This is a genomic window from Colwellia sp. MB02u-10 (genome assembly GCF_014077185.1).
In the GTDB taxonomy this organism is placed as follows: Bacteria; Pseudomonadota; Gammaproteobacteria; order Enterobacterales; family Alteromonadaceae; genus Cognaticolwellia.
On sequence record NZ_JACGVK010000062.1, the window covers coordinates 45,586 to 71,414 of the forward strand.

The following is a 25,829-nucleotide window of genomic DNA, read 5'->3' on the forward strand; positions in this document are numbered from 1 at the left end:
AATACATGAGTATAATTAAGCGCTTTGTGATCAATAATGCTACAGCGAGTTTATCGGTTTCTTTTGGTAGGACTGAACTTGAAGATATTGAACAACAAAACAGCGAAGTGATTGATTTAAAATTCGAATATTTACGTGTGTTTGCTCCAACCACAGACAAAGGTCAGGCTGCAGGTTCAGCGCCAAAGGTTTATCATAAAAAGCAGGTACGTCTGCTAAAAATTGAATCGGTGGGCAAACATGGCTACCGATTAATTTTTGATGATGAACATAGCAGTATTTATAATAGTGATTACTTAAAAACACTCGGCGCGGAATATCAACAGCGTTGGCAAAATTACCTACAAAGTACAGGCTCAACGGTAAATAGCCGAGAAGCATCGATAGAAATTAAAGAAGTTAAGTAATAACTCTTAAGCACTGTAATACCAGCCAGCACAGTAAAGCGTCACTGATTTTAAATTTAAAAATGTTAACTGAAATCTTTTACGCTTTAGATACCGAGTAAACGCCCCTTGCCTTATCACCTTACTAAGGCAATAACCTTACTGATAACCCCCCTTAAGCAACATCATTAGCTATTAACTAAAACCGATTTACTCAGATTTGACAATAATCCACCTATTTTTGGCGCTATGAGAGTTTCTGGAGAAAAATCAAGCACGAGATGCTGCCCCCAAAAAACATAAATATAACGCTTATTAAAAGCTAATAACAATGATTAAGTCATACTTTTTATTTATGCTTTCGCTAGCTTTATTTAGCATCTATAGCGGCTTAGCGGTTGTGCCTGTGTATTCAACCGTTATACTAGTTAATAAGAAACGCGACCTAGGAAAAACTTACTATGGAATACAACACCTCAGAGCTGTGTGATATATACACTGATTTAATCGATGTACTTGAACCCTTATTTAGTAATTATGGTGGCAGAAGTTCTTTTGGCGGTAAAGTTGTTACGGTAAAGTGCTTTGAGAATAATGGCTTAATTGCCGAGCTAGCCGACACTGACGGTACCGGCAAGGTCTTGGTTATTGACGGCGGTGGCTCAACACGTCGCGCACTGATTAATATTAGTATTGCTGAACAAGCAGCAAAAAATAATTGGGAAGGCATTATTTGTTTTGGTAGCGTACGAGACGTTGACGCCTTAGAAGATATTGATATTGGCATACAAGGTTTATTGTCGATCCCCGTTGGTGCCAGCACCAGCAAGATTGGCGAAAGCGACTTGGCAATAAACTTTGCCGGCGTAACCTTTTTACCTGATGATCATATTTATGCCGATAATACCGGTGTTATTTTATCGCCTGACCCCTTAGATATTGACTAGTTAAGCCTATTTAAGCCTGGTTTGATCTAATTTGAATGTGTCAATAATATTGATAATGCGGCTTGCCATACTTAAACCGTATGGCAATATTTGCTATAGCGCTGGCTTTGAGCAAACGCCTTATCTGTCGTCATCAAGGTTTTGTCGATTACGATTATATAATATACCTGTTACATCGACTAAATAAGGCTGAGTAATCACTAGCTGTTATAATTACCCATGCCACTTCAAGTTACATCAGCCTAGACTAAATCACTATTTCCCCGGCCTTCATGAGATGAGTAAGTGGATTCACACCAAACTGATAACATAATTCAGCCGGCTGATTAATATCCCAACAAGCAATATCCGCATCATAACCAACGGCTAACTGCCCTTTACTGCTCGACAAGCCTAGCGCTTTAGCACCGTGACAGGTCACACCCGCAAGAACTTCAACCGGCGTTAACCTAAAAAATGTACAAGCCATATTGAGCATTAGCTGCAGTGAGTTAATCGGCGACGAACCTGGATTGACATCGGTAGCAATAGCCATACTCACACCGTGTTTACGTAATAGCTCAATCGGGGGTAACTGGGTTTCACGTAAGAAGTAAAATGCACCTGGCAATAATACCGCGGTCATATCGGCCATTTTCATGGCTGCAATACCGGCTTCGTCTAAAAATTCAATATGATCAGCCGATAGCGCTTGGTATTTTGCTGCTAACTTAGTGCCACCAAGGTTAGACAACTGTTCGGCATGTACTTTTATCGGTAAATTATGCGCCTTGGCTGCCGCAAACACTTTTTCGGTTTGCGCTAAATTAAAACCAATACCTTCACAAAACACATCAACTGCATCTGCTAGTTTACTTTTTGCCATGTGCGGTATCATCTCTTTACAGACCAAATCAATATACTCATCCGCACGACCTTGATATTCAACAGGTAGCGCATGCGCACCTAAAAATGTTCTTTGTACTGTCACCGGTAATGTTTGCCCTAATTTAGTAGCGACATTGAGCATTTTAATTTCAGTATCCGTGTCTAAACCATAACCCGATTTAATTTCGATGCTAGTAACACCTTCTTGATGTAAAACCGTTAAACGTTTTAATGCACGGTTAAATAACTCATCTTCGCTAGCAGCACGGGTTGCTTTAACTGTTGAAATAATACCACCGCCAGCCTTGGCAATTTCTTCATAACCCTTACCTTCAAGGCGCATTTCAAATTCATTCGCGCGGTTGCCGCCATAAACAATATGGCTATGACAATCGATAAAGCCTGGCGTTAACCAAGCCCCCTTGCCGTCAATTACCTTTACCCTAGCCGTATCAAAGTCAGGCAGTTCAGCGGTTGTGCCCAGCCAAGCAATTTTTCCATTCGCAATCGCTATAGCGCCATTTTCAATCGTGGCGTAAGTTTTTGCTCCATCGGTCATAGTGGCTAAATTGACATGAGTCCAAAGGGTTTGCCAGTGTTGTGTTTTCGTCGACATAAAAATTCCAAATTGCTTATTTACCGCTAACCTTAATGCTACTTTTAGGTTACTTTTCAAAGTGCCATGACTTATGGCATATCAATATGACCCAACAAAACTTAGCGTTTATTTATAATTTCACTTTAACTGATAGCAAATTAACAAGCAAGCTTGTATATACAACTCTTGACCTTGCCGAGAAAAAATGAGATTGTATATACAAGTTAGAGTTTACTCTGCACATTATCCCGTATTAGGTATGACAATGACACAAGTAAAAACCGCAAAGTACCGTGTTATCAAACAGCACATCTGTGAAAAAATAGAATCTGGCCAGTGGCTTGAACACAGTAAAGTCCCATCAGAAAATGAGCTTGCCGAGCAGTTTTCGGTCAGTAGAATGACCGCTCGCCGTGCTTTACAAGAGCTTACTGAGCAAGGTTTATTGGTGCGTTCTCAAGGCTCTGGTACTTTTGTCGCAAACTTTAAGTCACAGTCTTCATTACTAGAAATTCGCAATATAGCCGATGAAATACAAGAGCGTGGTCATCAATATCATGCTCAACAACTTATCTTAAAGGCCGTTAAAGTCAACGAAGAAGTGGCGGTTTTATTAGCCCTTAAAGCCGGTGATATCGCCTATTACTCAAGCGTGCTGCATTTTGAAAATAATGCCCCCATACAATTAGAGCAACGCTTTGTTAATCCAAAATTAGTGGCTAATTATCTTGAACAAGACTTTACGCAAATTACGCCACATGCATATTTATCATCCGAAGCACCATTGACCGAAGCAACACATGAGGTGGAAGCCGTATTAGCCAGTGAAGATATTGGCCGTTTATTAGCAATTAGCCATATTACCCCATGTTTACAGGTTAAACGTCGCACCTGGTCAAGCCAAGGTGTGGTGAGTTTAGCCACTTTAACCTCACCAGGAAATAAATACCGCTTAGGCAGTCATTTAATTTTTTAATTTACGTATCTTTAATTTACGCATATTGAAGCGAGAAAAGTTCTCATTTTAGCCAACAAGTTACATTTGTAGAGGTCCACCATGACAATAAATAATAGAATCGACACTAGCCGTAAAATTCGTGCCGCACGTGGCAGTAAAATAACCGCAAAAAGCTGGTTAACTGAAGCGGCAAAACGCATGCTAATGAATAATTTAGATGAAGAAGTTGCCGAACACCCACAGTCATTAGTGGTTTATGGTGGTATCGGCCGTGCTGCACGTAACTGGGCATGTTACGACAAAATTGTAGAAACATTGGATCGCCTAGAAGATGACGAAACCTTGATGGTGCAATCTGGTAAGCCAGTTGGCGTTTTTAAAACTCACGCCGATGCTCCACGCGTATTAATTGCTAACTCAAACTTAGTGCCGCACTGGGCAAACTGGGAGCATTTTAATGAGTTAGATAAACAAGGTTTAATGATGTACGGCCAAATGACCGCAGGTTCATGGATTTACATTGGCTCGCAAGGCATAGTGCAAGGCACTTATGAGACTTTTGTCGCCATGGCAAAACAGCACTTTGCTGGAAACGCTAAAGGTAAATGGGTACTTACCGGTGGTTTAGGTGGCATGGGTGGCGCTCAACCACTGGCAGCAACTATGGCGGGCTTTTCTGCATTAGTTGTTGAATGTGATGAGTCTCGTATCGATTTTCGCCTAAAGACCCGCTACGTCGATAAAAAAGCCACCTCGTTAGATGAAGCATTAGCGATGATCAATGATGCCACAGCAAAAGGCGAAGCGATCTCTGTCGGCTTATTAGGTAATACCGCTGATATTTTCCCTGAATTAGTACAACGTGGTGTTACCCCCGACATAGTAACGGACCAAACCTCAGCACATGATCCGCTCAACGGGTATTTACCCCAAGGCTGGAGCATGGCGCAAGCGGCAAAAATGCGGCTTGAAGACGAAGCTGGCGTTGTAAAAGCCGCTAAACATTCAATGGCTTTGCAAGTACAAGCCATGCTTGATTTACAAGCGGCTGGCGCTGCTACCACAGATTACGGTAACAACATTCGTCAAATGGCCCTGGAAGAAGGCGTTAAAAATGCCTTTAATTTTCCTGGCTTTGTCCCGGCTTATGTTAGGCCGCTATTTTGTGAAGGCATTGGACCCTTTCGCTGGGTAGCATTATCGGGTGATCCAGAAGATATCTATAAAACTGACGCCAAAGTAAAAGAGCTTATTCCAGACAATCCACACTTACATAACTGGTTAGATATGGCGCGTGAACGTATTGCTTTTCAAGGCTTACCTGCCCGTATTTGTTGGGCCGGTTTAAAAGACCGTGCTCGCTTAGCATTAGCCTTTAACGAAATGGTAAAAACTGGCGAATTATCAGCACCCGTTGTTATTGGCCGCGATCACTTAGACTCTGGCTCAGTTGCTTCACCAAATCGTGAAACTGAAAGCATGCTTGATGGCTCTGACGCCGTATCTGATTGGCCGCTACTTAATGCCTTGTTGTCAACTTCAGGCGGCGCTACTTGGGTTAGCCTACATCACGGTGGTGGCGTAGGCATGGGCTTTAGTCAGCATTCTGGTGTGGTTATTGTCGCTGATGGTACTGATGCCGCGGCAAAACGCATTAGCCGTGTATTATGGAACGACCCTGCTACCGGTGTTATGCGTCATGCCGATGCCGGTTACGACATTGCAATTGATTGTGCAAAAGAACAAGGCCTAGACCTGCCTATGATTGATGGTGCTAACGGCAAGGTTTAGTAACAACCTGTTTAGCTTAACGCATAATTGCACCTTTTTTAACGATGATCTTGGTGCAATTTTCATTGAATTCATAAAAATTTAAAAATAGGACAGATAACATGTCAGTAATGAACACATTAAATATTATTCCAGGCCAGATTACGCTAAAACAATTACGCGCCGTAACCAAGTATGAAGGCATACAATTTAGCTTAGATGAAAGTGCCTTTGAAGCTATTAACAAAAGTGCTGAAGCGGTGCAAAAAGTTATCGCGGAAGATCGCGTGGTTTACGGTATTAATACCGGCTTTGGTTTACTTGCCAGTACCCGTATCCAAAATGACCAATTAGAATTATTACAGCGCTCAATTGTATTGTCTCACTCTGCCGGCTTTGGCGAGTACATGGATGATGCCACTGTTCGTTTAATGATGGTATTGAAAATCAACTCCTTATCACGCGGTTTTTCTGGTATTCGCTTAGAAGTTATTCAAGCATTAATTACCCTATTAAACGCAGAAGTCTATCCATGTGTACCTAAAAAAGGCTCTGTTGGTGCTTCTGGTGATTTAGCGCCACTTTCTCATATGGTATTACCCTTATTGGGTGAAGGCGAAATGTCGCATAACGATGAAGTTATTTCAGCGGTTGAAGGCTTAAAAATAGCCGGTCTTGAGATCATGACCTTAGCAGCAAAAGAAGGTTTAGCACTACTCAATGGCACACAAGCGTCAACGGCATTTTCATTAGAAGGCTTATTTCACGCGGAAGACTTATTTGCTGCTGGTGTTGTTATTGGCTCTATGTCCGTTGAAGCGGCCATGGGTTCTCGCGCCCCTTTTGATGATCGCGTACATCAAGCTCGTGGTCAACGCGGACAAATCGATGCCGCTCGCGCATACCGTCACATCTTAGACCACAACTCAGCTATAGGTTCTTCGCACCTTGATTGTGAAAAAGTGCAAGACCCTTACTCACTGCGTTGTCAGCCACAAGTGATGGGCGCATGTTTAACACAAATTCGCCAAGCGGCTGAAGTACTTCATGTTGAAGCTAACGGTGTGACCGATAACCCGTTAGTTTTCGCCAACGAAGGTGACTTTATCTCTGCGGGTAACTTCCATGCCGAACCTGTTGCTATGGCAGCAGATAACTTAGCCTTAGCGATTGCCGAAATGGGTTCGATATCAGAGCGTAGAATGGCGTTATTAATCGATGCAAACCTCAGTAAATTACCGGCATTTTTAGTCGATAATGGTGGGATAAACTCTGGTTTTATGATTGCACAAGTCACCTCTGCCGCTTTAGCCTCAGAAAATAAATCATTAGCCCATCCAGCCTCTGTTGATAGCTTACCCACTTCAGCAAACCAAGAAGATCACGTCTCTATGGCTTGCTTTGCTGGCCGTCGTCTTGCTGATATGGCTGAAAATACTAACGGTGTGTTAGCTGTTGAATACTTGGCGGCGGCACAAGGTCTAGATTTTAGAGCGCCATTAAAAGGTTCTAAAAATGTTGAATTGGCTAAATCAATTTTACGCCAAGTTGTCAGTTTTTATGATAAAGACAGATACTTTGCGCCAGATATTGCTGACGCATCGTCGATTATTGCTGAAGGTGAGTTCAACAATTTCATGCCTGAAGCCTTATTACCTAGCTTCTAGTTCCAGTTAAATTTAAGTTAACTGAATCAAGCCAAACATCCATGTTTGGCTTTTTTATGTTCAGGATGAAGGGTATGTTGCGATCTTAGTCAATTGATTATGAGAAGAAAAGAACCTAAATATGTCAATATCATTATGTAAATAATATTAGCGCATTAGTGATTTTTTATGTCTTGAAAGTATATCTTCGATAACAGCGTATCCTGTTTCCAAGCGTCCAGCACCTGGACCAATTAAGGTAATATTACCTAGTAATTCTGTTGAATAGGTAATAGCATTTGTTGCGTCTTTAATGGATGCTAATGGATGTTCACTCGATATCATCTCAGGCTTAACTGATGCGTAGCACCCATCGTTATGCTTTTCCACTCTTGCAATGAGTTTCCAATGCTTATTTAAATAAGTGGCGTTAGAAATATCATTATTTGTGCTATGGCTAATACCTACACTATCTATATCATCTAATGTAAGAGATAAGTCCATTAAAAGGTTTCCCAGAATAACTACTTTTGCAGCAGCGTCATAACCGTGGTTATGGACTTATAATAACGAACGACCTAATATGGGAATCGGTGGGTTCACCCCAATTCAGAAATTGAAATTAACACAGAGAAAAAGTTCTACTATTGATCTCCATTAATAATGGGGGGGTACCTACTTATTTATCGTTAACGAGACAGCAGTGTAATTATGAATAAAAAATTACTTTTAAGTTTAACAACTACAGCACTATTATTACTATCAAATATAAGTTTTAGCCAAACTCCCAATAGCACAGTTAATTTAGGAATACTTGAATCTTTTGAAGCTTATACCGCAAGCGGAGGGGTGACAAATTCAGGTGGAACTGTTACCGGTGATGTTGGCACCCATTTAGGAATTATTAGCGGATTTCCTTCGCCACCTTATACCGGTAACACCTACAATGCCGATGCTGTAACTGATCAGGCTCGCTTCGATTTATTGAGGTTGTACATTCATCTTAACGCTCTTTTTACTGATTTTCCCGCTCATGCTCCCGCTTTTGGAAGTGGAGAAACGCTTGTCCCAGGAGTTTATGCCATAGGTGGCGCTGGGTCTGTGGGAGGAGCCCTTACTCTTGATGGCGGAGGAGATCCTAATGCTGTCTTTGTAATAAAAATGAACGGAGCATTCACAGTAGGCGCTGGTGCAACGGTTAGTTTAACTAATGGAACGAAATCTTCTAATGTTTTTTGGCTTATTAGCGGAGCTATTTCTGTTGCGGCTGGTGCTGACGTAAAAGGAACTCTATTTTCAAAGGCCGGTGCTGTTGGACTAGGCGCAGATGTTGCTCTTGAAGGAAGAATGCTTTCCATGGCTGGTGCAATAACTATGGGAATTGGTTCTAGTGCCACTCCTCCTCCTGATCCTAGCACCATTCAAATATTCTGTGAAGCAGACTGTACCCCTGCTCCCGCTGTTGATATTTTAGGCGTTCTTTCAGACTTTACACTTTTTTCTAGTGCCGGCAATGTAGCAAATACCGGTATAACTGGCATTATTGGAAAAATTGGTACCAATGCGGGAGCTGTAACTGGTTACGGAGGAATTATTATCGGAACTGAGGAGATTGCAAATGCTCTAACAGCACAAGCGGCATCAGATTTAGATGACGCTTATAGCGCGCTTATGCTTATGACACCTTCGGTGACGCATGCTGCAGCTTTTAATAACGAAACACTTGCTCCTGGGGTTTACCATATACCAGGAGCTGGGTCCTTGGCCGGCGTTGTTATTCTTGATGCGGCCGGTGATCCCAATGCAGTATTTGTTTTTAGGTTTGCTGGGGCCTTTAATGTAGCGGCAGCATCGAAAGTTATTTTAGTTAATGGAGCAAAGCGATGTAATGTTTTTTGGCTTGGAGGAGCCGGAGTTACCACTGGTGCCGTTAACATAGGTGCTTCTTCTGAAGTACAAGGAACATTTATGTCTCATGGTGGAGCCAGTAACTCAGGAGGTGGTGTATTTATGGCGGGTAGACAACTTTCTACATTCGGAGCAGTTAATACTAATACCGCTGTAATTTATAACAATCCACAATGCGTTACTTCTACGTCTTTAAATACAAATGGCTTGTTTGATCACATACAAATCGAGCATGATGGCCAAGGGTTAACCTGTGCTCCCGAAAGCGTGACAGTCAAGGCTTGCGCTAATACGACGTGTTCTACTTTATACACTGATGCTATTGCCGTGGAGTTATCAATTAATGGCACAGTTGATCAAACGGTAACTGTTGTTGGAGGCACTACTGATGCTAGCTTTTCTTATACCAATACAAGCACGCCGGCAACGTTAAGTTTAGATCAAACCTATGAATGTAAAAATGGTGACTCCACAAGTTGTGATGTGATATTTGCTGATGCAGGCTTCAGATTTTTATATGGCGCTGCTGAAACAACGTCTATCGGCAATCAAATAAGTGGCAATAACTTTGCGGATATCATAAAACTGCAAGCAGTAGAGAATGTGAATGGGGTTTGTACCGGCTTATTCTCGGATAATGTCGATGTAGAGTTGTCGCAACAAAATATTGCACCTAGCGGAACAACGGGATTAAATTTTAAAGTCAATGGCACTTCAGGTACAAGTATTGATAAATATCCCACTTATACTCCAATCATAACACTGAATTTTGGTGATGAGAGCAAAGCAACCATCCCAACGCCAGTTTATTTAGATGCAGGACAAATTCGTTTGTATGCTAAATACACTGGAGTTGATGATAACGTCGGTGTTAACTTAGTTGGCAATAGTAATGCTTTTTGGGTCAGTCCTGAAAAATTAGTCGTTACTGCAACAGCTGGTGGCAGTGGGATCAACGGTAATTCGAATAGCTCAGCTATAAAACATAAAGCGGGACAAGCATTTGATTTTACCGTAACAGCCTATAATGCTCTTGGCACTTCACCGGCCAACATTACGGCTAATTATCTTCCTAATGATATTCAACTGTTATTAACGAGAACAGGTCCAACGACAGATGGCGTTAATGGTACGTTTAACTATGGTAATGGCACAATATCAAGTAACCTTACGCCAAATTATCAAAGCGTTACGTTAAGTGCGTTTGGTTCAGGAGTGTCTTCTACTAACAGTGCCTCTTATGCTGAAGTGGGCTTGTTATCTCTCGACCTTCAAGATCTCGACTATGGCTTTTCAGGCAATACCATTACCTCCAACAGTCTTGATATAGGCCGTTTTACCCCTGATTATTTTGAACAAATGGTGGTAGAACAAGGAGCCCTTGTTGCCGTTTGCAATCAAAATACGACTTTTGCCTATACAGGACAAGTGATGGTGAGTGATGCTGCCAAAGGGGCAATATCTTATCTTGTTAATCCTGTTGTTAAACTAACGGCAAAAAATGTTCAAGATGTCACAGTACAAAATTATACCGAACCGGGTTATAACAAATTTATTGCTGCGGCTAATTTTATTATACGACCTACAACAGACTCTACTATTTTAGGCAAAGACACTAATTTTCTGCCTTTAACCGCCAACCTATTCGCTGGTACCCTTAGCTTTGGTTCACCACTTGAAGCAGGGATATTACATTATGAGCTAGCTGGTAGTGATAACTTTTTTTATCCACGTAATGAAAATTCAGAGGTTATTGCACAAGACAATGATATTAATTTTTTAATTGATCAAGTTAACTTTGTTGATAGTGATGGTATTGGCATTAAGTCCCCAAACAATATTATGAATACGACAGGTATTAACCTGCGTTTTGGCCGTGCGCTCATCGAAAATAGCTTTGGCCCGGAAACCGCCAATTTTCCTCAAAAATTGTCTACGGAGTATTTAAATGCCAGTGGACGTTATGTGATCAATGAACAAGACAGCTGTACACCCTATGATGCGAGCAATATCATACTTAATTCAGGTACATTAGATAAAAATTTAACCAGTGTGAATACCGTCACAGGACAACTTGAGGAAGGTGAAACCCGAGCCATAACTTTAACAGCTCCAGGGGCAGGTAATCAGGGCACAATAAATATTGAGTATGATATTTATTCATGGCTTAAGTATGACTGGAATTGGAATGGCGTTGATACCAAAACATTTAGTGAAAACCCTACTGCTACGGCCGCATTTGGTTTATTCCGTGGTAATGACAGAATTATTTATCAAGGAGAAGTCTTTGATTAGCTCCTAATCGTGTAACACTTAAATAATATGCGCATCCACTTAAGTGCTAAGCTGCTTAGCGCAGCCTGATGTAATTTTGGTTCTGTCGCAAATAGAGGTTTTTTATTGGCTATTGTCCATTGCTTTTAAACGCTTTATTGCTGCTTATTTTTCTTAATTTTGTGATAGCTAAAAAGAACAGAGTTGTGATTAAGGCAATTAAAAAATGTGTTTGAATAGTCCGTAATTCACTATTTTCTTGCCAGAGAAAAACTGGCCCACGGTAATTAACATAAAATAAATTCAACAATGAAACATGCGCCCACAAAATAAAAAATAATAAAGTCATTTTATATTGATAGATTGCTTTTAGCATTTTAGTAATGACATTATTCGCCATAGTTTTTACACCTTAATTTTTTCAAAATCACAGATTAAGCGCTTTCTAAGTCGATGGGAGCAGACTTTTTTAACCAAGATAATAAGTCGTCATGCTTATAGCGGTAAGCCAATTCATCACGCAATGCTGTACCGATAATTTTTTTACTTGGGCTTTGCTCTTGCTCGATGGCAAATTGTGGTATCGGTAAATTTAAGGCTTGCGCGGCTAGCTGATAATAACCCTGGCGATCACTATCGGTATTACTGACCACATTATAAATGCTTTGTGTACTATCAGTACTGATAAGATGAATAAGACTCTCAAGAATATTCACTACATCGGTTTGGTGAACTAGGTTCACCGTCGCACTAGCATTTTCAAAAACACGCTTTGCTTGTAAAAATTTACCCGGATGTCGATCAGGCCCAACCAATCCCGCTAACCTTAAAATATGCACCCGTTTAGAGAAGCTTTTAACCGCTTGCTCTGCTGCCAGTAAGCTAGCAACTTTTTCAGCATTCATATTTAACTGACTGGCTTCATCTACTTTACCCACTAAACCATTATAGATGGCTGTCGAATTCAGTAAAATAATATGTTGAGTGTTGCCAAGCTCAGCCAGGTGCACTAACTGTTGAATTTTCAACGGATAATCTACCCGACCTTTTTTCAACTGGGGTGGTATGGCAATAATCAGCACATCTTGTTGAAATAATCTTGGGTCAACGCTGGCAATCTTATCTAGCTTCTTACAGCTCATCACATCATCAACAAGCGGTAAAATAAGCTGAGTGGCCGGTATATTAAGCGCCTTAAGTTTGTCATGGCTTTGCGCTGATTGGTAGCTGGCAATAAGTTTAGTATGGCTAGCAAGTAAACGTTGCGCTAACGCCTGCCCTAACCAACCACAGCCGATAATACTAACACTGGTCATTAAAATTTCTCCATAAAATTACACCACTGACAGTGATGATTAAGCTGACTTTATTTTTTAATCGTAGCGGCTCGATAACCCTTAATAGACGCGACCACTTGCAGAGCAATAGCATTTGGCACCGGAATAGATAAATTGTATTGTAATATTTTCCATCCATTTTCAGTATTAATTAACAAACCACTTCCACGACACAGACCATAATTTTTATTTTCCAGCAACTCATCAAAAAAGAAAATATTACCCGCTTGAGTTGGCGTTATATGACGTTTAACTGGCTGATATAACCAACCTTTACCTTGACTAAAATAGGGTTTTACAAAAGCTGAAAATTCGCTTTTATTCCAGCGTTCAGCACTGTCTGTACCCAGAAAAATAGCATCTTCTGCCAATAAGCCAAGATATTTTTCCTCGTTAGCTTCGCCTGCCGCTTGATGAAAACTATCTAATACCGCATTCAGTTCACTGTTTATCGGCACAGTTGCCGTGGCAAGGAAGCTGAAAAATATAAACCCGACAAAAACTTTATACATATTGATCTACTTTGAATTTGAATTTGAATTTGAATTTTCACTCAATAATAACTCAGAAATGGTATTATACGAGCAAGGTTAATACCTTGAGTACCACAGCCAACAGGTTATGGTCGTTTTGCCATGGCGACATAAGCCCCAGTAAAAAGTGCGACAACCTTATCACCACAACACACTTCAACTTCGATATTAAAGCGAGCATTTTTGCCATCTAGTAACGGCTCTAGGCTACCCGTAACTCGGTTTAACGACGTTTGAGCATAGGCGACACCTAGCAGCGGCGCAATATAGCGAATATTTCCTTCCGCTAATACAATGTCAGCTTGCTGTGCTTGCGCTTGTAACGCCAGATACACCCAAGCCCAACCAGTCAGGGTTGCCAAAGTATAAATGCTGCCTGCAAACATCGTATTATGAAGATTTTTATTAAAGTTTGGCTCACAATTAGTGCGCAGTTTTTGTTGATCAAAATAGCAAATATTAATATTCATGGCTTTACTAAGCGGAATAGTTTGATGCCAAAGTTGCTGTAAGTTGTCGGCAAGTTCAGCTAAATGACTATCGGGTCTTGCTATGCTCTTAATCATTTTGTTGTGCTTTACGTCACCAAAAAGGGTATGTGAATATCCTTCATCGCTATAACCAAGTCGCTGATAAAAACTAATCGCATTAACGCGCGCATTTAACGCTATGGATTTCACCCCAACTTCTGCTGCAACCCGTTCCAACTCACTGATCAGTAATTTACCCAGCCCTTGACCACGAACAGGGTCACTGATCGCCATATAGCGAATTTGTGCTTGCGCTTGACTAGCATTGTGTAATCGCCCAACGCCAACAATGTTATCCATATCGTCAACGATGACCCGATGGTATGATTGTGCCTCAAGCTCATCTTTTTCGCTACCCATGGGCTGTTGCGATGGCTGGCGAAGCGTTTGCCAGCGTAGTTGATAATATTGTGCTAGTTCAGCTTGATTTTTTGGCGCTCTGCATTTGTACATCGTCTATTGTTCATCTTATGGCAAGTGAAATATATTTATTTCAGGAATTTAACAACACGTGAAACTTAACCAACATGTTAACCAAGGTCAACTAGTGTACCTCAGTAACACCACAGACCAAATAACCATTAGTGAAAATGCACATTATCGCTGGTTAGCATTTGACGACGTTATTCAAAGTGTTATGCATTTACGGTGTCCAGAAAAACTGACATTGCCTCATCACTACGCGGCTTTAATGCCTTTATTGTTTTTTCAACCAAATCAGGTGGTAGAGTTGGGTCTTGGTGGCGGAAACTTGAGTCGATTCTTAAGTGCGCTACAGCCCAATGTCCAAGTCACAAGTATAGAACTGTCTCAAGCGGTGATCGAATGCTTTCAACATTATTTTAACCCGCAACAACAGCAGATAGTGATTGAAAATAGCGAAGCCTTAGCTTGGCTGCAACAAAGTCAATGTCCAGCAAAGTCATCCGCTGATTGGTTAATTTGTGATGTTTATCAACATCATGCTAATAGTTTTCAAAGTCGAGTTGCGCTATTAACCGCACTAATAGATAACTTACAAGATGATGCTTGTTTAACACTGAATTTACCTGATCTTGACGATCAAGAAATTAACTTATGCTTGACCATTTTAAGGCAACTACAAAGTTCGCATCATATTATCTACTTTCATATTCCACGCTATCTCAATGTAATTATTCATTTGTTGCCAAGGCATTGGATGCTAGATAACCTAAAAAAACGTTCAAAAACATCCTACCTACCCGCAACACAATACCTTAGGTGGCGAAAGTTTTTTAGTCATCATATGCGCGCTAACTAGTAAATATTATTGCTATTAATTTTGTATTAACCTTGCAGATTGATGGTTACCGGACCGTCATTTAATAATCGCACCTGCATGTCAGCACCAAATACCCCTGTCGGAGTTCTAAAGCCGAGGTCACGCAATTGTTGACAAAAATATTGATAAAGCGCTGCACTCAATTTTGGCGGTGCTGCACGGGTAAAACTCGGTCGCATTCCTTTTGTGGTATTCGCCGCTAAGGTAAACTGCGAAACGACTAATATTTCACCACCGACTTGCTGAACATTTAAATTCATTTTACCCTCATCATCAGCAAAAATTCGGTAACCGGCAACACGTTCAGCTAAGCGCTTCGCTTTTGCTTGGGTATCTGCAGGTTCAATCGCTAAAAACACCAATAAACCCTGCTCGATTTCCCCAACAACATTATGATCAACGCTGACACTTGCTTCGGATACTCTTTGCATCAAGGCTATCATTTAATCACGCTCTCTGCGTTCGGCAATAAAATTAGCCATAGTGTCTGTTGCTTTGCAAAAGCCATCAATCGTTTGAGATTCAAAACCGCTATGCCCTGCTTTGGGTAATATTTGTAATTGTGCATTGGGCCATTTTTGCACCAACTGATCCGCGTTACGCAATTGGCAAACCATGTCATAGCGACCATGTAAGATAATCGCCGGTATCGCTTTAATTTTTTCAATCGACGCTAAAATCAGGCCCTCCTCAATAAAGCATTTATTGACAAAATAATGGCTCGATATGTTCGCCATACATAAGGCTTGATGTGAATCTTCTATGTGATGGATATCAATAGGGTGATGCTCAATGGTTGACAACCTAAGCTCCCATAAGCACCAAGCTTTACTGGCGGCAATAGCGGCAATTTCATTGCTTCCCGTCAGCACATCATAATAGCCTTGAACAATATTATCAGCTTTAACGTCAATAAGTTGCTCAGTAAATTCTCGGTAATATTCAGGAAAAAATCCGGCGGCGCCATCTTGACCATACAACCAGTTGTATTCAGATGTTGTGCCAAGGAAAACGCCTCTTAAAATAAAACCTAACACGGTTTCAGGATATTGAATGCCATAAAGCAATGCCAAGGTGGTGCCCCATGAACCTCCGGCCACTAACCAATGTGAAATACTTAAATGTTGACGGATTAGCTCAAGATCAGCAACTAAATGCGCGGGGGTATTATGGCGAACACTGGGCGATGGTGTAGAGCGTCCACAGCCGCGTTGATCGAATAAAATAATACGGTATTTGTCGGGATCAAAGTATCGGCGATGATCTTTACTTGTTCCGCCGCCAGGGCCACCATGTAGATATACCACGGCAATACCATTGGGGTTACCTGACTGCTCAAGGTAGAGTTGATGTCCATCTCCAACGTCAAGCCATTGTTGTTGATAAACCGCAATATTGGGGAAAAGCACTCTAGACATATACCGCTCCTTATAGATAATCTATTCAGTCTACTTATATTTAATCAGCAGCTTGCTGAGATGATTTTACCTTTTTTTCGCTGTCATAATCTTCTAATGATACGGTAAATAATGCCCCAACAAGCACTACCAACCAGCTCAAGTATACCCATAAAAATAGAATAGGAATACTTGATAACGCACCATATATAGCCTCATAAGAAGGAAGTTGTGTCACATAAATTGCAAAAGATTTTTTTGCTATCTCAAATAAGACCGCGGCTAGGGTCGCACCCGCAAGCGCAAATCTAGTAGGAACAACCTTATTGGGCACTACCATATATAAAATAAAAAAAGCGGCTATTGAAGCGACTAACGGCAGAGCCTGCACAGCAATATTGCTTAGCCCTAATAAATCATAATCCCCTATCGATACCAACGACAGAATATAGGAGGTCATGACCAAACTACTACCCACCAATACCGGACCTAAGCTTAATACCATCCAATACATTGAAAATGAAGTGATGATTCGACGTTTTTCATTTACTCGCCATAATTTATTTAAACATTGATCAATCGCTGAAATGAGTAACATGGCAAAAATAAATAGCGCCGTAATGGCTATAGCAGACATTTTAGAGGCATTGCTGACAAAGCCAGTAATATGCTCTTGCACAACATCACCAGAAGCTGGAACAAAGTTTTGATAGATAAAGTTTTCTATCAATTCTCTTATTTCAGAAAAAATAGGGAAAGCGGTCATCACAGATAGCATCACCACCATCAAAGGCACCAAAGACATCAAGGTAACATAAGATAAATAGCCGGCAGTGACATGAATACGTTCTTTTTGAAAATTGTTAAAAAACAATAACCAAAAGCCAAATATTGATTTAACGTAACGATGCTGCTTTATTTCTTCTATTCTTGGGTGCATATAAATTACTAGTTAGAGCTATTACATTTATTTTAAGGCAATGACTAAAATAACGGTAGTCATAATCTCAATAATTTTACCTTCAGCCTAAAGTCATCAAGGTTATCTATGAAACTATTTTATTTAGAACTATTCGAGGCTGATTTTACAACATTGAAAAAAAAAGCCACCTAAATTTCTTCAGATGGCTTTATATCGTAATTAACTTACAAGGTTATTTTGGTCCACGACCTTCACGCTTACGATCATTCTCTTTCAAAAATCGTTTACGAATACGAATACTTAACGGCGTAACTTCAACCAATTCATCATTATCAATAAACTCAAGCGCTTGCTCAAGTGACATAACGATAGGCGGAGTTAACGTTTGTGCTTCATCTGTACCAGCAGTACGAACGTTAGTTAATTGCTTACCTTTAAGCGCATTAACGGTTAAATCGTTATCACGGCTATGAATACCGATAACTTGACCTTCATAAATATCAACACCGTGTCCGATCAACATACGACCACGAGACTGTAAGTTGAATATTGCATTTGTTAATGCTTTGCCGGTTGCATTACCAATCATTACGCCATTTTTACGTTGGCCGATGTCACCACCTTTATGCGGGCCATATTCATAGAATGTATGATAAATTAAACCTGAACCAGAAGTTAATGTCATAAATTCAGTTTGGAAACCTATTAAACCACGACTTGGCATAATAAAGTCCATACGAATACGACCTGTACCATCAGGTGCCATGTCAGTTAATTCAGCTTTACGGATCCCCATTTTTTCCATAACAGAGCCTTGATGTTGTTCTTCCACATCAATAGTTACTGTTTCATAGGGTTCTTGTATTTCACCATCAACTTCACGAATAATAACTTCTGGACGCGATACGGCTAATTCAAAGCCTTCACGGCGCATATTCTCAATTAAAATACCTAAATGAAGCTCACCACGACCCGATACTTTAAATTTATCTGGATCACCAAGTTCTTCAACACGTAAAGCAACGTTGTGTATTAATTCTTTCTCCAAACGCTCTTTGATATTGCGGGAAGTAACATACTTACCTTCTTTACCACAAAATGGTGAATTGTTTACCTGGAAAGTCATATTAATGGTAGGTTCATCAACAGATAATGCCGGTAAACCTTCAACTTCAGTAGGACAACAAACGGTATCTGATATTTTTAACTCACCTAACCCGGTAAGGGCAATAATGTCACCGGCAAAACCTTCTTCAATATCATTACGCTCTAATCCTAAATAGCCAAATACTTTACCTACTTTAGCGTGATGAAGCTTACCAGTGGCTAATTTTATGGTGACTTGTTGATTTGGCTTAACAGAGCCACGCGAAATACGTCCAACACCAATTACACCCATGTATGAGCTGTAATCAAGTTGAGAAATTTGCATTTGAAATGGACCATCAGGATCAACTTTTGGTGCGGGTACTTCTTTAAGAATAGTATCAAATAAAGGCGTCATATTTGTACCAGTTACGCCTTCTTCAAGCGAAGCCCAACCATTGATTGCTGAAGCATAAACAACTTTAAAATCAAGTTGTTCGTCAGTAGCACCAAGGTTATCAAACAATTCAAACACTTGGTCCATCACCCAATCAGGGCGAGATCCAGGCTTATCAACTTTATTAATAACTAGAATTGGCTTTAAGCCTTGAGCAAACGCTTTTTTCGTTACGAAACGCGTTTGTGGCATAGGGCCTTCTTGTGCGTCAACAATAAGTAAAACTGAATCTACCATCGACATTACACGTTCAACTTCACCACCAAAATCAGCATGGCCAGGAGTATCTACAATGTTTACACGGTAGCCGTTCCAGTTAATAGCCGTGTTTTTAGCTAAGATTGTGATACCACGTTCTTTTTCGATATCATTTGAGTCCATTGTACGTTCTTCTAGACCGCCTCGGGCGTCTAGCGTACCTGACTGTTCTAATAATTTATCAACTAAAGTGGTTTTTCCGTGGTCTACGTGAGCAATAATTGCCACATTTCTTAATTTATCTAACACAGGCGTTACTCGCTGTTACTTTCGTTTATTGCTACTTTCGGCAAATTAACGAATAGGGCTACAATTGGGCGCATATTATACAGCACAAGTCTCAGCAAATACACCGCAATAGAAAAATATAACCAACAAAATATTATTCAGTTGTTATACTGCCGATGATCAGATTAGAGTACACGCACCAAAATACAGCAAACAACGCACTGCAATGGTGCACATTAAATTAATAAAAAACATAAAAATCATATATTTCAATGACTTTAGCTTTGGCACAGTATTCGCTTAAGCACAAGTAATAGAGAATTAAGTTTTTGAGCATTTAAGCACTAACTACACTGGAGACATTCAATGTCAAACGCAGTTTTAGATCTAATTAAAGAACATGACGTCAAATTTGTTGATTTACGCTTTACTGATAGCAAGGGTAAAGAGCAACACATTTCAATTCCTCATCATCAAGTAACAGAAGATTTTTTTGAAGACGGCAAAATGTTTGATGGGTCTTCAATCCAAGGTTGGAAAGGTATTAACGAATCAGACATGGTGATGATGCCTATTGCTGAATCTGCAGTACTTGACCCTTTTACTGAAGCAGTTACCTTGAATGTTCGTTGTGACATCCTTGAACCTACAACAATGCAAGGTTATAGCCGTGATCCTCGTTCAGTGGCAAAACGCGCTGAAGATTACATGCGTAGTACCGGTATTGCAGACAGCGTTTTAATTGGTCCAGAGCCAGAGTTTTTTGTTTTTGATGATGTTCGTTTCCACACAGACATGAGTGGTTCATTTTATAAAATAGATGATAAAGAAGCGTCTTGGAATTCGGGTACAGAATACGAAGAAGGCAATATGGGACATCGTCCTGGTGTAAAAGGCGGCTATTTCCCTACGTCACCAGTAGATTCATCACAAGATCTTCGTTCAGCCATGTGTTTAGTGATGGAAGAAATGGGCTTAGTAGTTGAAGCGCATCACCATGAAGTAGCGACTGCAGGTCAAAACGAAATCGCTTGTCGCTTCAATACTATGGTATTGAAAGCCGATGAAGTGCAAATATATAAATATGTTGTTCACAACGTTGCACACGCCTACGGTAAAACAGCAACTTTTATGCCTAAGCCATTAGTAGGTGATAACGGTTCAGGTATGCATGTTCATCAATCTCTTGCTAAAGACGGTGTTAACTTATTTGCTGGTGATAAATACGGTGGATTATCTGAAATGGCACTTTACTATGTTGGTGGTATCATCAAACATGCTAAAGCACTAAATGCTTTTACTAACGCCTCTACTAACTCATACAAGCGTCTTGTACCTGGTTTCGAAGCACCTGTAATGCTAGCTTACTCAGCACGTAACCGTTCTGCATCTATCCGCATTCCAATTGTACCGTCACCAAAAGCAATGCGAATCGAAGTTCGTTTCCCTGATCCAACAATGAACCCTTACTTAGGCTTCTCAGCTATGTTGATGGCTGGTCTTGATGGTATTAAAAACAAAATTCACCCTGGCGATGCCATGGATAAAGATCTATATGACTTACCTGCGGAAGAAGCTGCAGAAATTCCACAAGTGGCCACTTCGTTGACTGAAGCATTAGATGCCTTGGAAAATGACATGGACTTCTTAACTGAAGGTGGTGTTATGGATAAAGACATGATTGATGCCTACATAGGTATCAAACGTAGCGAAGTAGAATTATTGAACTTAACAACTCACCCTGTTGAATTTGATATGTACTACAGCGTATAACGTTGCAAATAGATAGATAAGTAAAAAGCTCACTTCGGTGAGCTTTTTTTGTGGTAAATTAGGTATAATGTGGATAGATTAAGATTGAATATTTTTAACAGGGAAATTATTTTTGATTCATACTGCACGTTTTTGCATTTTTATTCTATTGCTAACGCAGGCTTTTTCTGTGTTTGCAGGCTCTGCTCAAGTTTATGTATGGCGCAGCGAGCAAGGAGTACTGGTTTTTTCTGATAGCCCTAAACCCGGTGCGGTAGAATTAGATGTCAAAGAACCTAACACCATAAAATCCTCAATCGACACCTCTATTTTAGACATAAAACCCAAAGCCATAGATAACAATTATCAAGTAGAGATCGTCCAACCCGAAAACAAAGCTACCATTAGAGATAATACGGGTTCAGCTTATGTTTCAGGCCGAATTAAGCCCATCTTCAAGCGTGGCCTTACCATACAATTATATTTAGATGACAAGCCCTATAAGAAGCCACAAACACACTCAATGTTTGTCCTTCGAAATATTGACCGTGGTGAACATCAAATAAAAATGGCCTTACTTAATGATAAAGGCAAGGTTATTGCAACGTCTTCTCCAGTAACGTTTTATATGCACAGAATATCGGTTAACAAGGCAAACTAACCGGATTTCAGTGCATATTGCACCAACTTTATTTACACTCGTTACTTAACGCACCGTCTTGGTGCAAGGAAAAGTGATGTTTACTAACGTGATAAATTTAAACAAAATAAAAAAGCATTATCAACAAGCGTTACCTAACCAAATGGTAACAGCTGTTGTTGTGTTAGACAGTGAACTCGCTATTTGCTATGTCAATCCTGCTGCCGAAGCATTGCTAGTTAAAAGCTTAAGTAAAATATACCGACTTCCCATTGATCAAGTTTTTTATAATACCCCGATTAATAGTAATCGTTTACAACAACTACTGAAGACAGGACAAGAGTTTAGTGATAGCGATGTAACGATTGAGTTTTGTGATCAGCGACAAATCACCGTTGAAATTACTGCCTCTTCAGTTACCTTTGAGCAATGTCCACACATTTTGCTCGAGTTCAAACAAATTGATCAACAAAAACAGATCAGTGCAGAAGCATTTCAACAACAACAATGGGAGTCTGCACGCGATCTTATCCGTGGTCTTGCCCATGAAATTAAAAACCCTCTCGGTGGCCTGCGCGGCGCGGCGCAATTATTAGATTTAGAACTTAACCTCGAACAAAAAGAATACACCGCGATGATCATAGAACAAGCCGATAGATTAACCAATTTAGTTGACCGTTTGTTAGGGCCTAACAACCGGCCTTTAATGAAGTTGCAAAATATTCATATCGTGATTGAAAAAGTCTTTCAACTGTCAAAATTTGATAACCCCAAAGATATTACTTTAGCCCGTGACTATGACCCATCCATACCTGAATTAACCTTTGATCAAGACAAGCTTCAACAAACCGTTATCAATATTGTCCATAACGCCATGCAAGCATTAAATGGTGAAGGTAAAATAACCTTAAAAACTCGTGCAGCAAGCAATAAAACTATTAATGGCAAGCGTATCAAGCTTTGTGTAGAAATAAGCATAATTGATAACGGCCCCGGTATACCTGAACATATTCGCAGTACGTTATTTTATCCTATGGTTTCAGGTAGTGCCTCGAGTACCGGCTTAGGACTTTCCATTTGCCAAACTATTATCCATCAGCATCACGGAAAATTATCCTGTAAAAGTCGACCTGGACATACCGAATTTACTATTTTAATACCTTTTGAAAGTGAGAAAAACTAATGATCACCGAACAAGTATGGATCGTCGATGATGATAGCTCAATCAGATGGGTGCTAGAAAAAGCCCTGTCGAACGCCAACATAAGCGTAGGTACGTTTCATAATCCAGAAGATCTTTTAATTGCTTTAGAACATAACCAACCCGAGGTGATTATTTCTGATATTCGTATGCCTAACATTGATGGCATGACACTATTAGGTAAAATCAATGACCAGTTTGCCCACATTCCTGTCATCATAATGACCGCTCACTCAGATCTAGACAGTGCAGTAAATGCCTATCAAGGTGGAGCATTCGAATATTTACCAAAACCATTTGATATTACTGACGCCGTTACCCTGGCCAAAAGGGCTTTAACTCATGCTCGAGAATTAAAGTCGACAAAAAAACTTAATATCCCATCTGTTGATACTGTTGGCATAATAGGCGCTGCGCCGTCTATGCAGGAAGTATTTAGGACTATTGGCCGACTATCTCGTTCAAGTATCAGTGTACTGATCAATGGCGAGTCCGGTACAGGCAAAGAACTCGTTGCACACGCATTACATATGCACAGTCCGCGTTCATCAGCACCTTTTATACCACTGAACATGGCTGCGATACCGAAAGATTTAATAGAATCAGAGCTATTCGGTCACGAAAAAGGCGCTTTTACTGGCGCAAGTGCCGTTAGACATGGCCGTTTCGAACAAGCGCACCAAGGTACACTTTTCTTAGATGAGATTGGTGATATGCCACTCGATATTCAAACAAGGCTACTTAGAGTACTATCAGACGGTCAATTTTATCGAGTCGGTGGTCATTCTCCGATAAAAGTCGATGTAAGAATCATTGCCGCCACGCATCAAAACTTAGAAGAACGGGTTAGTAGTAGTGACTTTCGTGAAGATTTATTTCATCGACTCAATGTCATCAGGATCCAGATACCTAGCCTGCGCGAAAGAAAGGAAGATATTAATCAATTAGCACAACACTTTTTAAAACAGGCAGCAAAAGAATTAGCCGTTGAGATTAAAACATTGCACAAAAGTACTCTAGATTATCTAGAGCAATGTGAATGGCCAGGCAATGTTAGACAATTAGAAAATATATGTCGGTTTCTCACGGTTATGGCCAGTGGTAAAGAAATTTTAATGTCAGATTTACCTAGTGAACTTAGTGTAAAACCGCTCAGTGTAAAAAATTCACATGATAGCTGGCAAGATAATTTAAAAACTTGGCTCGACAAAGAGCTATCATCAGGTAAGAGTAATATTATCGAACAAGTGCTACCTGAGTTTGAAAAAATATTGTTAGAAAGTGCCTTAAAATACACCCAAGGACATAAACAAGAAGCGGCCAAACGCTTAGGATGGGGGAGGAACACTCTAACAAGAAAATTAAAAGAATTAAATCTGCCTGATTAGCTAATTAATCGAGTAACACAATAATGTAAGTTGAAAGAATCGGCATGAATCATAGCCAGTTTAGCAACTGGCTGATATGCGGCTTTCGACAAAATCGCTCGGTAATTAGACCGACACAATCCCTTGGTAATCACACTAATACATGTAGTTAAGCATTTGCTATCGAAAAGGTAATAACTTGATCAATTTTGCTCGCTGATAAAGCAAGCATAATCAGTCTATCAATACCAAGGGCAACACCAGCACAAGATGGCAGCCCATGCTCAAGTGCTGAAATAAAATTTTCGTCAATCCTATGCTTAGCTTTACCTAATTGTGCACGAATTGCATTATCCTGCTCAAAGCGTAATTTTTGTTGCTTAGCATCGGTTAACTCATGGAAGCCATTCGCAAGCTCAATACCTTTAAAATAACACTCAAAGCGTTCTGCAACACGCAAATCCTGTGAACTAATCTTAGCTAGCGATGCTTGACTCGCTGGGAAATTATAAACAAAGCAAGGCGCATTTTTACCTATATTAGGCTCTATTAACTCAGCCATGACAAATTGCAGTAAAGTATCAAGTGAGTCTTCTTTTTCTAGCCAATAACTCAATTTACCACGACTGCTAATAAGAGCAATTAATTGCTCTTTGTTGGTCATTAGAGGATCAATATCAACTTCTCGAATAAAAAGTGCTTGATAGCTAATACGTTCAGCTTGGTCACAACCTAAGATTAACTCTATTAACGCGGCAACTTCATCCATCAATTGGAAATGATCAAAATCAATTCGATACCATTCCAACATAGTAAATTCAGGATTATGATAACGACCCTGCTCTTCATGGCGGAACGCTTTACAAATTTGATAGCAACAACCATAGCCACTGGCTAAAAGGCGCTTCATCGCAAACTCTGGAGAAGTTTGGGCAAATAAATTTATTGATTCATCGCAATGGCTATCTTGTGAGTAATTATAGTGTGTTACGAAGGCATCTAAATGTGCATCGGTCACAGTTGCATGAGCAAGTATCGGGGTTTCAACCTCAATCACATTTCGTGCTAAGAAAAATGCCCGTATTTGACCTAAAACCTGTGCCCGTTGCTTGGCATGAGGCCAATTCATACTCGGTTGCCATGACATTAATACAGTTACCTATAAGCTTAGAATGTAAAAGGGCCATACTTTAAACGAAATAAATACAGACAGCAAAAAATACAGCACGTTGACATTAAGCTAGTTTAAACGCGGTCTGATAAACGAAACGGGTAGATAAATTTACGATTAACTTTCGAATATAAATGTACCCAAATAGTAATTGGTTAGCGTTAAGTCATACCAATTCCGATAATTTTGTGATCTAATATCCTTAACAAAGGATTACTACATATGACTCAAAATTTATCACAAATTATTGCCACTACGACTAATGGTAGACTACGGATCCGATTACTTGCCGT

General features: G+C 40.1%; 22 protein-coding genes. 11 read left to right on the forward strand and 11 right to left on the reverse strand.

The genetic code is table 11. From position 1 onward, the window contains the following. Positions 1-5: 5 nt before the first annotated feature. Together H4J59_RS01530 and rraA are read left to right on the forward strand one after the other, a co-directional pair. The gene (locus H4J59_RS01530) at positions 6-407 is read left to right on the forward strand and encodes a gamma-butyrobetaine hydroxylase-like domain-containing protein (RefSeq protein ID WP_182236215.1); all 402 of its coding nucleotides are present in this window, start codon (positions 6-8) and stop codon (positions 405-407) included. Positions 408-847: 440 nt separating this feature from the next. Beyond that, complete coding sequence (gene rraA, locus H4J59_RS01535; protein ID WP_182191173.1) at positions 848-1,333, forward strand: ribonuclease E activity regulator RraA; 486 nt, start codon at positions 848-850, stop codon at positions 1,331-1,333. 247 nt (positions 1,334-1,580) lie between these two features. Here the strand turns inward: rraA and hutI are convergent, their stop codons facing one another. Next, positions 1,581-2,816: an imidazolonepropionase gene (gene hutI / locus H4J59_RS01540; RefSeq protein WP_182236217.1), complete on the reverse strand. Its 1,236-nt coding sequence runs from the start codon at positions 2,814-2,816 to the stop codon at positions 1,581-1,583. 247 nt (positions 2,817-3,063) lie between these two features. On the opposite strand from hutI, the gene hutC reads away from it, so the two are divergent. The 3 genes from hutC (at position 3,064) to hutH (ending at position 7,193) form a co-directional block, all read left to right on the forward strand. Continuing rightward, positions 3,064-3,774 carry a histidine utilization repressor gene (hutC, locus tag H4J59_RS01545; RefSeq protein WP_182236219.1) on the forward strand — a complete coding sequence of 237 codons (711 nt, stop codon included), beginning with the start codon at positions 3,064-3,066 and terminating at the stop codon, positions 3,772-3,774. Positions 3,775-3,855: 81 nt separating this feature from the next. Continuing rightward, complete coding sequence (gene hutU, locus H4J59_RS01550) at positions 3,856-5,547, forward strand: urocanate hydratase (protein WP_182236221.1); 1,692 nt, start codon at positions 3,856-3,858, stop codon at positions 5,545-5,547. A 101-nt stretch (positions 5,548-5,648) separates the two neighbouring features. Then, positions 5,649-7,193 carry a histidine ammonia-lyase gene (hutH, locus tag H4J59_RS01555; protein ID WP_220469687.1) on the forward strand — a complete coding sequence of 515 codons (1,545 nt, stop codon included), beginning with the start codon at positions 5,649-5,651 and terminating at the stop codon, positions 7,191-7,193. Between the two features lie 147 nt (positions 7,194-7,340). Here hutH and H4J59_RS01560 read toward each other — a convergent pair whose 3' ends face one another. Then, positions 7,341-7,676, reverse strand: a complete 336-nt coding sequence (locus H4J59_RS01560) for a hypothetical protein (RefSeq protein WP_182236223.1) — start codon at positions 7,674-7,676, stop codon at positions 7,341-7,343. Between the two features lie 207 nt (positions 7,677-7,883). Between H4J59_RS01560 and H4J59_RS01565 the strand changes: the two genes are divergently transcribed. After that, on the forward strand, positions 7,884-11,375 hold the full coding sequence (locus tag H4J59_RS01565; protein WP_182236225.1) for a DUF6701 domain-containing protein: 3,492 nt from the start codon (positions 7,884-7,886) through the stop codon (positions 11,373-11,375). Between the two features lie 109 nt (positions 11,376-11,484). Here the strand turns inward: H4J59_RS01565 and H4J59_RS01570 are convergent, their stop codons facing one another. The 4 genes from H4J59_RS01570 to H4J59_RS01585 all read right to left on the reverse strand — a co-directional run bounded on the left by H4J59_RS01570 (position 11,485) and on the right by H4J59_RS01585 (position 14,207). Beyond that, the gene (locus tag H4J59_RS01570; RefSeq protein WP_182236227.1) at positions 11,485-11,754 is read right to left on the reverse strand and encodes a hypothetical protein; all 270 of its coding nucleotides are present in this window, start codon (positions 11,752-11,754) and stop codon (positions 11,485-11,487) included. Positions 11,755-11,788: 34 nt separating this feature from the next. Then, on the reverse strand, positions 11,789-12,670 hold the full coding sequence (locus H4J59_RS01575) for an SDR family NAD(P)-dependent oxidoreductase (RefSeq protein WP_182236229.1): 882 nt from the start codon (positions 12,668-12,670) through the stop codon (positions 11,789-11,791). Between the two features lie 50 nt (positions 12,671-12,720). Then, positions 12,721-13,203 (reverse strand): nuclear transport factor 2 family protein, encoded by a 483-nt coding sequence (locus tag H4J59_RS01580; protein WP_182236231.1) that lies wholly within the window; start codon positions 13,201-13,203, stop codon positions 12,721-12,723. Between the two features lie 107 nt (positions 13,204-13,310). Next, positions 13,311-14,207, reverse strand: a complete 897-nt coding sequence (locus H4J59_RS01585; RefSeq protein ID WP_182236233.1) for a bifunctional GNAT family N-acetyltransferase/hotdog fold thioesterase — start codon at positions 14,205-14,207, stop codon at positions 13,311-13,313. A 58-nt stretch (positions 14,208-14,265) separates the two neighbouring features. Here H4J59_RS01585 and H4J59_RS01590 point away from each other — a divergent pair, with 58 nt between their 5' ends. After that, the gene (locus H4J59_RS01590; protein WP_182236235.1) at positions 14,266-15,036 is read left to right on the forward strand and encodes a spermidine synthase; all 771 of its coding nucleotides are present in this window, start codon (positions 14,266-14,268) and stop codon (positions 15,034-15,036) included. A 26-nt stretch (positions 15,037-15,062) separates the two neighbouring features. Here the strand turns inward: H4J59_RS01590 and dtd are convergent, their stop codons facing one another. From dtd to typA, 4 genes are all read right to left on the reverse strand, one after another. Continuing rightward, a complete protein-coding gene (gene dtd, locus H4J59_RS01595; protein ID WP_182236237.1) occupies positions 15,063-15,500 on the reverse strand; it encodes a D-aminoacyl-tRNA deacylase in 438 nt (145 codons plus the stop codon). Further along, entirely contained in the window at positions 15,501-16,475 is a 975-nt protein-coding gene (pip, locus tag H4J59_RS01600; RefSeq protein WP_182196252.1) for a prolyl aminopeptidase, read from the reverse strand. A gap of 40 nt (positions 16,476-16,515) precedes the next feature. Further along, positions 16,516-17,394, reverse strand: coding sequence for a virulence factor BrkB family protein (locus tag H4J59_RS01605; protein ID WP_182236239.1), 879 nt, complete (start codon positions 17,392-17,394; stop codon positions 16,516-16,518). A gap of 214 nt (positions 17,395-17,608) precedes the next feature. Then, positions 17,609-19,426 carry a translational GTPase TypA gene (gene typA / locus H4J59_RS01610; RefSeq protein WP_182236241.1) on the reverse strand — a complete coding sequence of 606 codons (1,818 nt, stop codon included), beginning with the start codon at positions 19,424-19,426 and terminating at the stop codon, positions 17,609-17,611. A gap of 345 nt (positions 19,427-19,771) precedes the next feature. On the opposite strand from typA, the gene glnA reads away from it, so the two are divergent. From glnA to glnG, 4 genes are all read left to right on the forward strand, one after another. Continuing rightward, a complete protein-coding gene (gene glnA / locus H4J59_RS01615) occupies positions 19,772-21,178 on the forward strand; it encodes a glutamate--ammonia ligase (protein WP_182236243.1) in 1,407 nt (468 codons plus the stop codon). A gap of 112 nt (positions 21,179-21,290) precedes the next feature. Continuing rightward, positions 21,291-21,818 carry a DUF4124 domain-containing protein gene (locus tag H4J59_RS01620; RefSeq protein ID WP_220469688.1) on the forward strand — a complete coding sequence of 176 codons (528 nt, stop codon included), beginning with the start codon at positions 21,291-21,293 and terminating at the stop codon, positions 21,816-21,818. Between the two features lie 76 nt (positions 21,819-21,894). Further along, positions 21,895-22,980: a nitrogen regulation protein NR(II) gene (gene glnL / locus H4J59_RS01625; RefSeq protein ID WP_182236245.1), complete on the forward strand. Its 1,086-nt coding sequence runs from the start codon at positions 21,895-21,897 to the stop codon at positions 22,978-22,980. Further along, entirely contained in the window at positions 22,980-24,386 is a 1,407-nt protein-coding gene (glnG, locus tag H4J59_RS01630) for a nitrogen regulation protein NR(I) (protein ID WP_182236247.1), read from the forward strand. Before glnL ends, glnG begins: the two co-directional genes overlap by 1 nt. 148 nt (positions 24,387-24,534) lie before the next feature. Here the strand turns inward: glnG and epmA are convergent, their stop codons facing one another. Further along, entirely contained in the window at positions 24,535-25,512 is a 978-nt protein-coding gene (epmA, locus tag H4J59_RS01635; RefSeq protein ID WP_182236249.1) for an elongation factor P--(R)-beta-lysine ligase, read from the reverse strand. Between the last annotated feature and the right edge of the window lie 317 nt (positions 25,513-25,829).